General features: G+C 51.7%; 11 protein-coding genes. 1 reads left to right on the top strand and 10 read right to left on the bottom strand.

The genetic code is table 11. The annotated features are described in order from the left end of the window. The 10 genes from FRY97_RS13130 to FRY97_RS13085 form a co-directional block, all read right to left on the bottom strand. Positions 1-233: hypothetical protein (locus FRY97_RS13130; protein ID WP_211356866.1), on the bottom strand; the 233-nt coding region annotated here is incomplete at its 3' end. Between the two features lie 227 nt (positions 234-460). Next, complete coding sequence (locus FRY97_RS13125) at positions 461-802, bottom strand: DUF5615 family PIN-like protein (RefSeq protein ID WP_147168001.1); 342 nt, start codon at positions 800-802, stop codon at positions 461-463. A 9-nt stretch (positions 803-811) separates the two neighbouring features. Continuing rightward, positions 812-1,048 (bottom strand): DUF433 domain-containing protein, encoded by a 237-nt coding sequence (locus FRY97_RS13120; RefSeq protein ID WP_147168000.1) that lies wholly within the window; start codon positions 1,046-1,048, stop codon positions 812-814. 267 nt (positions 1,049-1,315) lie between these two features. Then, positions 1,316-2,266, bottom strand: coding sequence for a hypothetical protein (locus FRY97_RS13115; RefSeq protein ID WP_147167999.1), 951 nt, complete (start codon positions 2,264-2,266; stop codon positions 1,316-1,318). A gap of 578 nt (positions 2,267-2,844) precedes the next feature. Beyond that, on the bottom strand, positions 2,845-5,712 hold the full coding sequence (locus tag FRY97_RS13110) for a M16 family metallopeptidase (protein ID WP_147167998.1): 2,868 nt from the start codon (positions 5,710-5,712) through the stop codon (positions 2,845-2,847). 557 nt (positions 5,713-6,269) lie between these two features. Continuing rightward, the gene (locus FRY97_RS13105; RefSeq protein WP_147167997.1) at positions 6,270-7,511 is read right to left on the bottom strand and encodes a hypothetical protein; all 1,242 of its coding nucleotides are present in this window, start codon (positions 7,509-7,511) and stop codon (positions 6,270-6,272) included. A 51-nt stretch (positions 7,512-7,562) separates the two neighbouring features. After that, positions 7,563-8,516 (bottom strand): aldo/keto reductase, encoded by a 954-nt coding sequence (locus FRY97_RS13100; RefSeq protein ID WP_147167996.1) that lies wholly within the window; start codon positions 8,514-8,516, stop codon positions 7,563-7,565. Between the two features lie 52 nt (positions 8,517-8,568). Next, on the bottom strand, positions 8,569-9,387 hold the full coding sequence (locus tag FRY97_RS13095; protein ID WP_147167995.1) for a sterol desaturase family protein: 819 nt from the start codon (positions 9,385-9,387) through the stop codon (positions 8,569-8,571). Positions 9,388-9,940: 553 nt separating this feature from the next. Beyond that, complete coding sequence (locus tag FRY97_RS13090; RefSeq protein WP_147167994.1) at positions 9,941-11,347, bottom strand: MBL fold metallo-hydrolase; 1,407 nt, start codon at positions 11,345-11,347, stop codon at positions 9,941-9,943. A 682-nt stretch (positions 11,348-12,029) separates the two neighbouring features. After that, positions 12,030-12,413: a rhodanese-like domain-containing protein gene (locus FRY97_RS13085; protein ID WP_147167993.1), complete on the bottom strand. Its 384-nt coding sequence runs from the start codon at positions 12,411-12,413 to the stop codon at positions 12,030-12,032. Positions 12,414-12,554: 141 nt separating this feature from the next. On the opposite strand from FRY97_RS13085, the gene FRY97_RS13080 reads away from it, so the two are divergent. Next, positions 12,555-14,261, top strand: a complete 1,707-nt coding sequence (locus tag FRY97_RS13080; RefSeq protein WP_147167992.1) for a coiled-coil domain-containing protein — start codon at positions 12,555-12,557, stop codon at positions 14,259-14,261. Positions 14,262-14,263 lie beyond the last annotated feature (2 nt).

The raw sequence follows: 14,263 nt of genomic DNA, 5'->3' as shown, positions 1-14,263 counted from the left end.
TCATAGACCGTGCCGAGATTGCTGTCCTCTGCCTGGCTGCGCTGACGGAACGCGAACAAGGATGCGCACTTCAGCGAGAAGATCGCAAACCCGCACTTCAGCGCATCGCTCATACTGTAGCTCGTATTGCTCGCACGGACATCGGCCATGCTCTTGAACAATGGGGCCAGCACCTCTCTATAGAGCCTGTCAAAACTCCCAGGCCCCAAGCCCTCTTGTCTTCTTTTTTTCATCAGTGAAAGGTACGAAATCATTGGGCGCACAGGGATAATTTATCAAATTGAGAATTGCTGGTTTTTTACATATGGCACCCAACGGCCCGGCTACGTGACGTGCCGGACTCTAAATTTACCATTTTCGTCTCATTTTACAAATACTAGCGCAGCGGCTTTTCCATCTCAATTTTCCTCTCGAAGATTTTCACCGGCATGGCATGTAGCTATTGTTGCAGGCAGTTTATTTACTTGATTCCTTCTATCTTATCTTTGTACACATTTACCAATTTGTAATCCTTGTTCATTTCAATAACTCCAACCCATGCTTCTTTTACCGTTTTATGGAATTCTTTCATGCTCATATTGCCAAATCGGATATGGATTACTTTTGGTGGAGGCTCTTTAAACATTATCCGGTTTGAAAAATCGCTATCTTTTGTAATTATCGTTAATTCATGCTCTTTCGCATAATCCCATATTTCCTTATCCTTCATTGCAGCATCAATGTCAATTTGATGTACATATTCTTCGCTATTCCATAACCCAAAATAGTAGGGCAAATTTACATCTATCAAATATTTCGGCATATCTTTCTATCAGGCTGCTATATCTTTTATCCGGTAATTTTTATTCATCATTTCTAAGGCAAACTTCTTGCATGCTTCTATATCTTCTTTGACCAGAACCGGATATTGCTCTAGTATTTCTTCTTCTGTACTCCCATTAAATAGAAACTCCAAAATCGTCTGAGCCGTAACCCTCAATCCTCTTATCGTAGGTTTACCATTGCACAGTTCGTCATCTACAGTTATTCTCTCAAAAATGTATTCCATCTTCTATCTTTTTTATCAGTACATTTCTCTGTTATTCAGAGTTCCCATAAATCGGTTCTAACAAGATAAGGTTTTCAGATCAATTTAGTTGAATTCCAGTTAGGTCTCTATATCAACAATCCTTAATTAACCAACTGAAACTTGATTACCAGTTATTTAAACATATAATTTTATTCGATTTCACCAAATTGCCCGCTAACGGTCTGTGTACCTGCCGTGCCGCCGTTTAGGCGGGATGGACAGGTACACTTTGTTACAGGGCGTATTCTATTTTTTCTTCTTTTTAAATATATTCCAAATTGAATTCTTCTTTTGCGTATTTTTCATCTTTATATAGTTTTTTGTTTTCCATTTCACTTTGGGAGATTCTTTTCCATCAACTAAATATTCGTTTGCTCGGTCAACTAAAAAGTTCCAAGGAGCAGCTCCAAAACTCAAGTAGTTCTTAGAGAAATCATCTTTTATTTCAACTGTACCGATTTTTTCAAATGTTTTGACAATCTCCTTGTACTTAGAGTTCGTATAACTACTTATTGATTTACGGTGATTTGAATTCAATCCTTGATGAGGTTGTTCTATTAGAATGTCCGATTCTATTATTTCATCCAATGTTGGCAATCTATTCAAATTGACATTTGTTTGAGCAATCAGTACAAAGTAATATTCTGGGTCTAAAATTTCTTCTAAAATAACAATGCCTGTATAATTTCCATTTTTTAAAGGGTAGGCATAGCAATCACCTTTATTGAATTTAGACTTTGGTGGCTTTCTAATTCTGGGCTTACGAGGTTGAGGGTTATGATTTGAAATTTTATCTCTAAGTTCACTTAATTTTTTTCGTCTTTTACTAAGTGTTTGTTTGTCAGCGTCAGATTCCTTCCAAACTTTTAAGTCTATTCCGTTATCAATAATTTTAAATGCTTTTTTCTTGACTTCATCATCTTCATAGCCTACTTGCCACATCAAAAAACTTAACGACAACCATAAATCTGTATTTTCCTCCAAATTTTCGCCCTCTTTGAAAGAGCTTATTATTTGTTCTTTTATTTTATCAATTGGGGTTTCCTTATTAAAGAGCGAATTGAATTCATCTTTAATATCTGCACTCGTGTCATTTGAAAATATTGCCGGTCCCCAATGTCCCATTCTTTTATTTTTTATGCCCTGTAACTCGCTAATACACGCACTTTCCCCCCAATTTGTCGTTCTTTTTCCCACTTTGCCCTAGGCTGAGCCTACCTGCTTGCAGGGCCCGGCGCGCCATGCTGTAGCCCAGACAATGGTACAATATACAAAAAAGGCCACAATGCTGCCTGCATGCCAATAGAAAAACACAGCCCGGCGGTGGGCCAAGGCGGCGGCTCGGTGGGGAAGTGCTATCCCTTGGCGCCGGCCTAGTGCCTTAAGTCATAAATCTCTGATACTTAAGTTGAAGTTATTTTCCGGCTAATCAAGGCGAAGGTTCGCGACTTTAGCCCGAGCTAAAGGAGCGGTTCTTTAACGAAGAGTAGGCGGAAAAGTACGAAACTTGGGGTGTCAAGGATTTATGGCTTAAGGCACTAGCGCTGCGCAGGGGGGGCCGAAGGCCAGACCCGACGCCTGAAGGGCGAGGGGCCGAGCGGACAGCGAGCCCCGTAGCATAGCGGCGCCTGCCTCTCGGCAGGGGCAGGCCCCCAAAAAGGCAACCCGGTAACGGCCCCAGCCATTTTTGGAGTTATAAAAAACCCGGGAAACAGCGTTGAGCCTGAGTCAAATGAGGGTTTTCGAGGCGAAGCACGAGCAAAAGATTGCCCGCCTCAATACCCAAATACTTCGTCCAGGCTGAGCTCGTGCACAGGGCCGATCTTGGCGAGCTCGGCCATTGGCATCCGCTCTTTGCTGCCCAAAACAGCGTATCTGAACGACCGGCCCGCAACATGGGCGGCATGAAACGCTTCCAAGTCGGGCAGTGCGGCGGCCGACAGCCGCTGATATAGCCCAGACCGAGGGTCTTCTTCCAGCCCAAGCCGCTGAGCAGACAAGGCTTCCCAAAAGTACCGCCCTTTGGTGATGCGCTCGCTCTCGATACGGCGGAGGATGGACAGCCGAGCGTGCTCTGCCTGCCCCGGCACCACCGGCATATCCTTCAGTATACCGCTGAGGGCAGGTATGGCTTCGACCAGCTTATCGGGCTGTGTGCCAAGGTAGGCTTGCAGGTAATGCGCCTGATCGGCCCGGTCGGGAGAGCTGTAGTAGGCAAAAGCAGAGTAAGCCAGCGCACGGGATTCCCGGATCTCTTGAAAGACCACCGAAGACAGGCCGTAGCCGAAATATTCGTTGTACCACTCGCTCAGCTGAAACTCCCCAAGGTCAAAACGCGGGGTGCCACGAGAAATGAGCATCACATCAGCCTGTACAATGGGGAAGTCTACAAAGAGCACTTCATTTTGAAGAGTCGGCAGCTGCTTGAAGGACCGCGCTCGGGGTACCTCCTTCAAGGCTGAAGCCCTATGATGGATCTGCCCCACCCACTTGGCCACCTGCTCTGCTGCCTCGGGCCCGTAATAGTGTACGGTATGCTTATAGCCCTGCAAGGATTTCAGCAGGCTGATGAGCTCATCGGCCTGCAGCTGCCTCAGCTGAGCTTCAGGTACGCGGTTCTGAAAGGGAGAGTCGGCCCCATAACGGGCATAGCTGCCCAGCGCGCGCCGCAATACGAAATTGCGGTTCTGTTTGGCGTCCGCCCGGCGCTTCAGAATATCCCCTATCATATTTTGCAGGGCTGATTCGTCGGGCTGTACGTCCATCAGGACATGCTCCATCAGGTGCATCCCTTCCTCCATAGATTCGCTCAGCCCGCTCACCGTCAGATAAGTATAGTCATCATTGACGTGCACGTCAAAAGACAAGCCCAGTCGGAAGAACTGCCGCTGCAGCTCCGCTGCGCTGTAGCGGGAAGTGCCAAGGTAGGGCAAATAGCCCAAGGCCATGGCCAAACGGGGGTCGCACTGCTTATTGATTTCATAAACGTAATCAAGGCGGAAAAGCTCGTTTTCTGTATTCCGTACACAAGCCAGCTCAAGCCCGGGCTGCAGCTCCTGCCGATGGATATGGGCGGGGAAATCGGCAAAGACCGGGGCGATCGGCTCGGGCTCTGCTGAGAGGAATTCTTGGGCATACGCTGAAAGCTGCCCGCGCTGCAATTCCACAGAAGTGATGGCCGGCTTTTCTACTTTGAGCACATTAGGGTCTTCGCCCTCTTTTTTATAAACCACCACCCGGTTGGCGCCCAAGCGCTCACGGGCAAACGCCATGATGTCTTCCTTGGAAACCGCTGCCCACCAGTCGTAGCGGTTGGTCATACGGGCCCAGTCTATGCCCAGGATGAAGGCCTGCGACATCATATCCACCCGCCCCCGGTTCTGCTCAAAGCTCTTGACTTCCCGCAGGCGCAGGTCTTTGACAGCAGCTTCTATCATCCAAGCGTCGAATTCGCCCTTCTTCAGCCGCTCGACCTCTCCCAGCAGCAGCTGTTCTACCGCTTCCATGCTTTGCCCTTCGCGCGGGCGGGCAGCCAGGCCCAGCACGGAAAAGTCTTGATAATACCAAGCCCATGCGCTCGCATCCAAGACCTGCTGCCGCTGATTGAGGTTGAGGTCCATCAGGCCAGCTTGGTAGTTGCTCAGCAGGCTCTGCACGAGGGTGAGCATCATGGGGTCGTCAGTAGCAGCCCCTTCCAAGCGCCAGGCAATGTCTACAAAAGCGGCTTCCTGCCCGTACACTTCCCGGTATACCGGAGCCTCGGGCTGAGGCTGAGCATCAAAAGAGAACGGAGGGAGGGCTGCAGGCTCAAAACTGCCGAAATAGCGCTCGGCCAAGGCCATGACCTCTTCGGGGTCAAAATCTCCGGAAAGGATCAGCGCCATATTATTGGGCACATAATAAGTGCGGAAGTATTCTTGTATTTTCCGTTGCGAAGGGTTGCGCAAATGGCTGGCAGTGCCTATGGTCGTCTGCGTGCCGTAAGGGTGAGTGGGGAACAGCACCTCCCTGATGGCCCGGTTCACTTTGCGGGCATCCTGGTCCTGGCCAATGTTGAACTCCTCGTATACCGTTTCCAGCTCGGTGTGGAACAAGCGCAAGGCCATCATCCGGAAGCGCTCGGACTCCAGCTTCATCCACCGCTCCAGTTCATTGGCCGGCACATCATTGACATAAACGGTCTGATCTACCCAGGTATAGGCGTTGGTATGCTTGGCGCCGATAGCGCCCGCAAGCAGGTCGTACTCATTGGGGGCCACAAGGCGGGCCGCCTCATTGGATAGGCGGTCGATTTCCGCATAGATGCGGCTGCGCTCTTCCGCTTCCTGAGTTTGCCGGTGCGCCTCGTACAGGTCGGCAATTTTTTCGAGGTATACCGACTCCTGCTCCCAATCGAGGGCACCAATGCGGCTAGTGCCCTTGAAGAGCATATGCTCCATGTAGTGGGCCAGCCCAGTTGCATCAGCAGGGTCTTGCTTAGAGCCTGACCGGACTACAATATTGGTATAAACCCTTGGCTCATTGTCATTTACCGACAGGTAAACGGTTAGGCCGTTGCGCAAGGTGGCCACTTTTACCCCAATGGGGTCGCTAGGCACTTCGCGGAAAACGGGCGTATTCACAGTAGTATCGGATGTTGGCATAAAAGGTTGTTTGCTGCCTTTTGCAGGGCAATGTTCGACCCAAGGTAACACCTTGACCTGCAAAGTAGTTGAGCAGGCCGTTGCCAAAACCTTCTAGACGAGCGCACAGCAACAGCAAATGCCGGGCAAAACAGTAGAGCTCGGGGGCGCAGCTTTACTGCCGAGGAGAGCGGTTATTGTCCGGGCGCCAACCAGATTCTCGTTTTTTCTTTGGACTGCCCAGCTTGCTTCGCGGGATAGGGGCCTGCCCCTGCCTGAGGGCAGGTGCCGCTATGCTACGGGGCTCGCTGTCCGCTCGGCCCTGACGGGCTTGCCACCCCTTCGCAGCGCTAGGCCAATGCCAGGCTAGTGCCTTAAGCCATAAATCTCTGATACTTAAGTTGAAGTTGTTTTCCGGCAAATCAAGGCGAAGGTTCGCGACTTTAGCCCGAGCTAAAGGAGCGGTTCTTTAACGAAGAGTTGGCGGAAAAGAATGAAACTTGGGGTGGCAAGGATTTATGGCTTGAGGCACTAGAGCCCGAAAAGGATGAACGCCTGCGGCATTTTGGTTTACGCCCTTATTGCTCTACAAGCATTTTGAGGCTCCGGCGGGCCTGAAGGCCATTGTGCAGGCGGAAAGCCAAGTCTTCCAAAGCAGCAGGGGCCAAGCCAAACTGATAGCCGGACGGTTCGCGCGAAAGCCGGAAGCTGTTTTTGTCGACCGCAATAGGCCGGGCCACCTCCTCCAGCTCAGGGAGCATTTCATAGAGCTCCACGGGGAGGTCAGGCAGTATAAAATCCACGTCCCCTTCTTTGGGCAGCTCCCCCCAGATATGCCAAGAGGGAAGAGGCTTGCCCTCGCCCATACTATAGTAGTAGGAAATGGCGAAAAAGCCGCCTTTTTCTGCAGCCGTGGAAAAACGGAACCCCTTGCTTTCCACAGACTCAAAACCAGGCTCGAACGGGAACCCATCAATGTGCGAAGGCAGGTTAGCCGCAGCTGAGCCATAAAAAGCCATACCGGCATCTTCCAGCCCAGCCAGAAAATAAGTAATGGAATCGAAGTTCACGCCGCCCGGCAACAGATAATCCACCGTATCGGTGGCGCCTCGAGATTGTTGAGCACTGTTGTAGAGGTAAAATGGCTGCCCATTTTTCCAGCCCCGTATTGTACCCTTCCATTCGGCTTTGGCCGGCAGGCCCATACGCCCCCTGAGTACCGCCTCCCCCAGCCCTTCTGTAGAGAGGCTGAACTGATTGTCGGCGGTCATATTGCTCACGAAGTGGCGGAAACGCTGCTCGCCAGGGAAGCGCATCGCCATGAACAAACCCGTAGAGTCGGCTTGAAAGCCCCTAATCCGCAGTATGCCCTTATTGACCCTGTACTCTGGGCGCCGCCCTTGCGGGCCGAACATGGTAAACTCCTCCACGCCCTCTACGCCTGCTATGTTGACTTCCACTGGCCGATAGGTCGTTGCATCTGTCATAAAGGGCGATGGCTGCCCAATGACCGCTCCGTCTTGCAGATTAGCATAGGTCGTATTGCGGAAGCTGTAGTACCCTCCATCCTCCACCTCATTGACGAAAGTCAGGGCCAGCTGTTCCCCGATCCGCCTGCGGACGCTGAAGGTAAAATTGGAGTCCCGCTCCAACGATTTGGCGAAAGCGAAATAGCGCAGTACACCGTACTGATTGCTGACCATAACCGCCTTGAGCCCTTCGCTCGCCAAACGTTCCTTGGCAATAGTCAGCTCTACGGGCTGAGCCCCGGCCGCCATAAAGGACAGCAAAAAGAACAGGAGTGCGTATGCGTACCTCATTACTTCAATTGGATTGGTGGTTTAGGATACTGGCAAAATAACAAAATCCGGCTACTCGCCCCAAAGATCCTTCAAGGTATAGGGGCTGCCTTCGCGCGTCCAGAACGTCCCGTCTATGAAACGGTACGCCTGCCCGATCTGATCCAGGAGCTTTACATCCTCAGGCTGCAGCCCCACCTGTGCAGCAGCGAGGTTCTCCCTTATCCGCCCTGGGTTGACCGACTTAGGGATAACGGCAGTGCCACGCTGTACCGCCCATTGGATAAGCACCTGCCCGGGCGTCGCCCCCCGCATTTCGGCTATCTCTTTGACCAGCGTATGGCTGAGCAGGGAAGGCTCATCGGCCGCTTTCATGCCCGTAGCCCGGTCGCCAGAGCCCAAAGGGGAATAAGCCGTCAGATGGACGCCCAGCTTTCTGCAGCCCTCCAGCAATTGCTGCTGCGGCAGGAATGGGTGGAGCTCCACTTGGTTCATTTCAGGTGGTATGCGGCTGCCATTGACCAGCTCCTGTACCCGGCCCAAGTGGAAATTGGATACCCCAATGTGGCGGGCAAGCCCCTGCCCGGCAGCCTCCTCCATACCTTCCCAGGTTTCTGAGATGGGCAGCTGCTCCAAGCTGAGAAAATCGTTACCGCTAGCAGGATTGACCACGCCGTCTTTGTGGGCAACGGGCCAGTGGATCAGGTAAAGATCAAGGTATTCCAGCCCCAAATCGGCGAGGGTCTGCTGCAAAGCCGGCAAAACAGCATTCCGGCGGTGGGCAGAATTCCAAAGCTTGGAGGTGACCCAAAGCTCTTCGCGCTTGGCATGGCCATCAGCTATAGCCTTGCTGATCCCCTCCCCCACTTCTTTTTCATTCCCATAAATAGGAGCGCAGTCGATATGCCGGTAGCCGGCTTCGATGGCCGTGTAAACCGCATCGCGGACTTCCCCCGGCTTAGACTTCCAAGTGCCCAGCCCAATGGCCGGCATCTGGTCTTGATTGGTGAATGGTAATGTTTTCATACTTCCATTAACCGCTTGGGGGCCGGCTTTGTTTGGCATCCGCAATGCCCTGTCAGTAATCCGTTTTCACCCTTTTGTCAAAGGGCACTTTGAACTGATAAGCCAGGTTTTCGTCCAAGCTGTCCTCTAGCACATCCACCCCATAGCGGACCTTGCGGGGGTCGTCATAAACAAATGTGCCAAAAGCACGGTCCCAAAGGGAAAAGATATTGCCAAAGTTGGAGTCTGTCCAAGGGCGCTCAAAATGATGATGGAACTTGTGCATATTGGGCGTGATAAACAGCAAGCTCAAGGGCTTGTCCAGCCATTGGGGCACAGTGATATTCGCATGCGTAAGGTAAGTGAACAGTATCGTAGCGATACGATAAAACAGGTAATAGGCCAGGGGGATGCCGAACAAGACCACACCGGCCAGGGCGAACACCTCCCGTATCACATAATCGCCGGGGTGGTGGCGGGTGCCCGTCGTAGCGTCCACTTTGGTGTCGCTGTGGTGGACCAGGTGGAATTTCCACATCCACTTCACCTTGTGCAGCAGATAATGAGCAACGTACTGTGCCAGAAAGTCCAGCAACATGACTGCCAGCAGGAGCTCAGCCCAAACAGGCAGGCTGATCCAGTAGAGCAGCCCAAATTCGGCCTGTGCTGCCCAAATGAACACTCCTGCAGTGGCGAAAGTAAAAAGGAGGTTGATGACAAGGGAGGTCGAAAGGAAGACCAAGTTGACACTAGCGTGTTTCCACTTTTTGTAATTCAAGCTGACGAGAGGGGCGGCCCCTTCCAAAAGCCAGCTGATGGAAAGGCAGGCAAAGACCCAGGCTAACTTTTGCCAAGCGGGCATGGTTTCAAAAAAAGCGAGGAAATTCTCCATAGTTTACCAATTTAATTGCGGCGTAAAGATAAACAAACCACCAATCATTTGGCTCACTGCAAGGCAGGCTTTTCCTCCTGCCCTGATCGTTTTTGTAGCAAAAGCCCCAAGCGGCCAGCCCCAGCCCAAGCGCACTAAAAGCGTGTTGGGGTTTTGGTCTTCTAGTCGAAAAATAGCCCTTTTTGATTAGCAGAGGCCCGAAAACCGGAGCTTAGCCAAAGTTTCGGGGCGAAGTATAAGCGAAAAAGTGTCCCGCTAGCTTAGCGGGACAGACCGGTTGCTAAAGTCCAAACACGCTCTAACAAGCAGAAGGGCGCCCCGTTTGAACAGGGCGCCCTTGCTTCATCATACAGTGAAAATCGAACAATACTATGCTAATTCCAAAACCCTAGTGCCTTAAGTCATAAATCTCTGATACTTAAGTTGATGTTATTTGCCGGCTAATCAAGGCGAAGGTTCGCGACTTTAGCCCGAGCTAAAGGAGCGGTTCTTTAACGAAGAGTAGGCGGAAAAGAACGAAACTTGGGGTGGCAAGGGTTTATGCCTTGAGGCACTAGAGCTCTGTAATCTGCTCTTCGAACTCCGTCATCGGCAGGGCCGTCTCCACCACCGCTTTGAAGCCGCCTTGGATGTTGACCAAGTTGTTATAGCCGCGCGACTTCAGGATGGACGCAGCGATCATAGAGCGGTAACCGCCTGCACAGTGCAGGAAGTAGCGCTTGTCTCGGCTCACCTCGCTCATGTTCTGATTGATAAAGTCGAGCGGGAAGTTTTGTGCGCCAATGACATGCTGTGCGTTGTATTCGCTGGATTTGCGAACATCCAGGATATTCACGCCTTCCGCTTCGTATTTGGAGGCCAGGCTTTCCGCAGAGATCTCTTCCATGCGGTCCACATCTTCCCCGGCTTCTGCCCAGGCTTCAAAACCGCCTTTGAGGAAACCGATAGGATTGTCGTAGCCAACGCGGGCCAGGCGGGTGACCACCTCTTTCTCGCGCCCCTCATCAGCCACAATCAAGATAGGCTGCTGCAGGTCGGTAATGAGTGCGCCTACCCACATCGCGAAGTTGTCGTCTATGCCAATGAAAATGGTGCCAGGGATGAACCCTTTCGCAAAGTCGTCCTGATGACGGGTATCAATGACCAACGCTTCCTCTTCTGCCCAAGCCGCTTTGAAAGCGCGCACGCTGAGCCCATTGAGGCCCTTGGCCAGCACGTCGTCGATGGAAGCATAGCCCATCTTGTTCATGACGGCGTTCTTGGGGAAGTACTGCGGAGGGGCCACCAGGCCATCTGTCACTTCCTTGACAAACTCCTCGCGGGACATGGGCTGCAGGGCATAGTTGGTCTTTTTCTGGTCGCCCAGGTAGCCCCAAGTCTCAGAGCTCATCTTCTTGCCGCAGGCAGAGCCCGCACCGTGGCCAGGGTATACAATGACATCATCGGACAAAGGCATGATCTTGCCATGAAGGCTGTCGTAAAGGTGGCCGGCCAGGTCTTCGCGCGTCAAGTCCGTCTTCACAGCCAAGTCGGGGCGGCCGACATCGCCAAGGAACAAGGTATCGCCCGTGAAGATGGCGTACTCTTGGCCCTCTTCGTTGTAGAGCAGGAACGTGGAAGACTCCATAGTGTGGCCGGGAGTGTGCAGCACCTTGATGGTCACATCCCCTACTTTCAGTACCTCCCCATCTGTGGCGATGTGGGCATCAAAGTTGGGCTTGGCTGTAGGGCCAAAAACGATAGTGGCCCCAGTCTTGTTCGCCAAGTCGAGGTGGCCCGATACGAAATCGGCGTGGAAGTGGGTCTCCAGCACGTACTTGATCCGCGCCCCGTCCGATTCAGCGCGCTGAATGTAAGGGTCGGTTTCGCGCAGGGGGTCGATGATCACGGCTTCGCCTTTGCTTTCGATATAGTATGCGGCTTCTGCCAGACATCCGGTATAAATTTGTTCTACTTTCATGATAGTCGAGATTGTGGAGAGGTGAAGTTTTTAAATTGAAATATGAACATTAGTTCATGTTTTAAGCCAAAAAAAAGCCTTCACGGACAGCGGTTGTTGAATTTAGACTGCATGACAAAAAGTATGATTTGGTTTTTGATCTACAAGGGCTGAGCAGTTCAGCTCGCTTCCTTTCGGTTACAGGTACAAAGTAAAGGGGGTTTTCCCCGCCGCACACTGACCTTCATCATGCCTGCAGGGTGATAAATATCAACAGGCTGAAGAAACTGGGCCACATTACAAGCCCCCACGGATGTTTTAGGGGCCTCCCCTCGCCTGAGGGCTCGGGGCCGCTATGCTGCGGGGCTCGCTTTCCGCTCGGCCCTATCGGGCTTGCCACCCCTCCGCAGCGCTAGTGCCTTAAGTCATAAATCTCTGATACTTAAGTTGAAGTTATTTTCCGGCTAATCAAGGCGAAGGTTCGCGACTTTAGCCCGAGCTAAAGGAGCGGTTCTTTAACGAAGAGTAGGCGGAAAATAACGAAACTTGGGGTGGCAAGGATTTATGGCTTGAGGCACTAGTCCGCTGCCATAGCAAGTGCCCAAAACGAGCGGTATTTTGGCTTCCAGCCCATCCGCAAAAAAGGCAAGCCACAGAAAGGGGGGCCGCCCTGCACCAAGGCAACAAGCTGCCTGGCCGAAAGTCAGCTGCCGGCCAGGCGGCCAAAGGTTTTGAGCCAGGCATTCAGCCCCAGATCGAGGTTGTGCACCTCAGGGAAGCCCCCGTTTTGCAACAGCATACAAACCCTAAGCGCCCGCCGCTCCGTTTGGCAGTAGACCAATATGGGCTTGTCTCTCGGCAATGCCCGGAGCTGCTCCCACAAATCGAAGGAGAGGTAATCGATATTGATGGCGCCAGGCAGATGCCCCTGCGCGAACTCCTCTGGCCGGCGTACATCGAGCAGCAGGCCGCCGCCCTGCAGCTTTTCGCGGAAAGCTTCAGGAGAAAGGTTGTTCAGCTGCTGCTTGAGCATATCCCACCGGCGGGGGGCGCAGGACTGTGGCGGCTTGTTTTTTCCCCTTTCCAAATTGTGCTGATTTTTTTCCGCCCATAAGATAAACAATTACCACAAAAGCACAATGTCCTTTTTGTTATTTAACCTCTGCCTCATCTTTTCTGATTGAGCATTTTTTAGATAACTTGGCTCTCCCAAAATTGATATGAAGACATGCAAATAGACAAAAGCCCGGAGACCCGTGCTAAGGAAAACCAGATACAGCAGCTCGAGGCCGACCTGAAAAAGGTGAGGACAACCATAAAGTCGCTCAAGACCCGCTTGGAGAACAACAAAACACTGCTTACCGATATGCAGCGGCAGGTCTCAACCGTAATGGGCAACCTTCATGCCGAGCTGACCGAGCATACCGGAAAAATCAAAAGGCTCGCTCAAAAGCTGATAAAAGACCGCCGGTTCAAAGGTGAAGACAAAGCTTTCCTAAAGCAGATATGCTTGGAAATCTTGGATGATGTGTCCGGGGGCGAAAGGGTCATTCAGGAAGCAGAAGAAAGGGAGCAGGCTTTTTTCGAAGAAATGGGAGAGCAGGAACAGGCACAAAACCATGACCCCTTCGCAGAGCTGTATGTGGCACCCGAAAAAGAAGCCCAAAAAGACATCCGCAAAACCTTCCTCAAGCTTTCCAAGCAGTTCCATCCGGACCGGGCCCGCAGCAAAGCCGAAGAGCAGGAGTTCCACCGCCTGCAACAGCAGATCAACGAAGCCTACAAAGCTGGAGATGCACAGACGCTGTTAGAGCTCGAGATGCTTTGGCAGGATGCAGGGCCTGCTTCAGATGAAGAAGCACACAGCACAGATGCCCTCGACAGCCAAATCCGGCAGCTGGAACTGCAGCTCTCTATGCTCGAGCAACAAAAAAAACGGTTGAGCCAAGAGCTCAAGAACATCCGCGAGAGCGACTTGGGCTACCTGATCTCCGACAGCAGGCACCTGAAAAAGCGTGGGATGACATTCGAAGAACTGCCCGAGATCCAAATGCTGAAAAGCGAATTGGAGCCCATAAAAATTATGGCAGACGCCCTAGCCCTTACCGATAAGGAAGGGGTGATTTCTGACACTCTATTCAAATTTTTCCAGGCACAACCGGAAGACCCATACGACCTGTTCAACCTCCTATTTGAAGAAGAGGACGAAGAGGACGAAGACGAGGACGACGAGCTATATATCACCAACCCCTCGCCTGCCTTCCCTGTGGGCACTACCGTTAAGCTAAAATCTACTTTTGAAATCATCACCAATTGGGAGACAGGGGCCTATCAAGACTTCAAGGGCTTCAAAGGCACAGTCACAAAGGCATTGCTCGACGCAGAGACCGAAGAAGCTCTTTACTACATCCGCCTCTCTGCCTCTAGCCTTTCCAAAATAGACCCCAGCTACATCACTGAAACCGGGCCAAATTTCAACGTACTGATAGACATAGAGGAAGGGTTCCTGGCAAAAACAACACCCGGAAGAAAGGTCAGTGAAGCAGAAGAGCAAGCGATCTATGAAACGCTGCTCTACTTACATGGGCTAAAAATCCTGCCCAAAGCGCAGCACGAAAGGCTCCTCAGCATCTTGCTGCCGCCCACAGGCAGCGTAGAAGAGCGCTGGCTGGATTATTTCGAAGAGTACCTCCCATTGCCCTTCAAAGCGGTAATGGACAGCCCACGCCCTCACAGCATGGAAAAAACTAAAGTGACCGTAGGCGTATGCTTAGGGTTTCGCTCCGGCATACCATTGATGGGCTGCGAGGACGCAAAGGGCAACCGCTATACCGCTGCACTTACGGCCCTACAGCCCAAACAGCCTGCGCTACGGCGGGTAGTAAACGATTTACGTGCCTGGGCTGATTTCATGGAATACGAACTAGAACGCTAAAG

Source organism: Phaeodactylibacter luteus (assembly GCF_007993045.1).
Lineage (GTDB): Bacteria > Bacteroidota > Bacteroidia > Chitinophagales > Saprospiraceae > Phaeodactylibacter > Phaeodactylibacter luteus.
Note: the sequence above shows the minus strand (reverse complement) of the source record. Positions and strands in the feature narration are given on the sequence as shown.

Coding starts and splice junctions, on each gene's coding strand:
- FRY97_RS13125 (WP_147168001.1), bottom strand. CDS start 802: ATGCCGAAATATTTGATAGATGTAAATTTGCCCTACTATTTTGGGTTA.
- FRY97_RS13120 (WP_147168000.1), bottom strand. CDS start 1,048: ATGGAATACATTTTTGAGAGAATAACTGTAGATGACGAACTGTGCAAT.
- FRY97_RS13110 (WP_147167998.1), bottom strand. CDS start 5,712: ATGCCAACATCCGATACTACTGTGAATACGCCCGTTTTCCGCGAAGTG.
- FRY97_RS13105 (WP_147167997.1), bottom strand. CDS start 7,511: ATGAGGTACGCATACGCACTCCTGTTCTTTTTGCTGTCCTTTATGGCG.
- FRY97_RS13100 (WP_147167996.1), bottom strand. CDS start 8,516: ATGAAAACATTACCATTCACCAATCAAGACCAGATGCCGGCCATTGGG.
- FRY97_RS13095 (WP_147167995.1), bottom strand. CDS start 9,387: ATGGAGAATTTCCTCGCTTTTTTTGAAACCATGCCCGCTTGGCAAAAG.
- FRY97_RS13090 (WP_147167994.1), bottom strand. CDS start 11,347: ATGAAAGTAGAACAAATTTATACCGGATGTCTGGCAGAAGCCGCATAC.
- FRY97_RS13080 (WP_147167992.1), top strand. CDS start 12,555: ATGCAAATAGACAAAAGCCCGGAGACCCGTGCTAAGGAAAACCAGATA.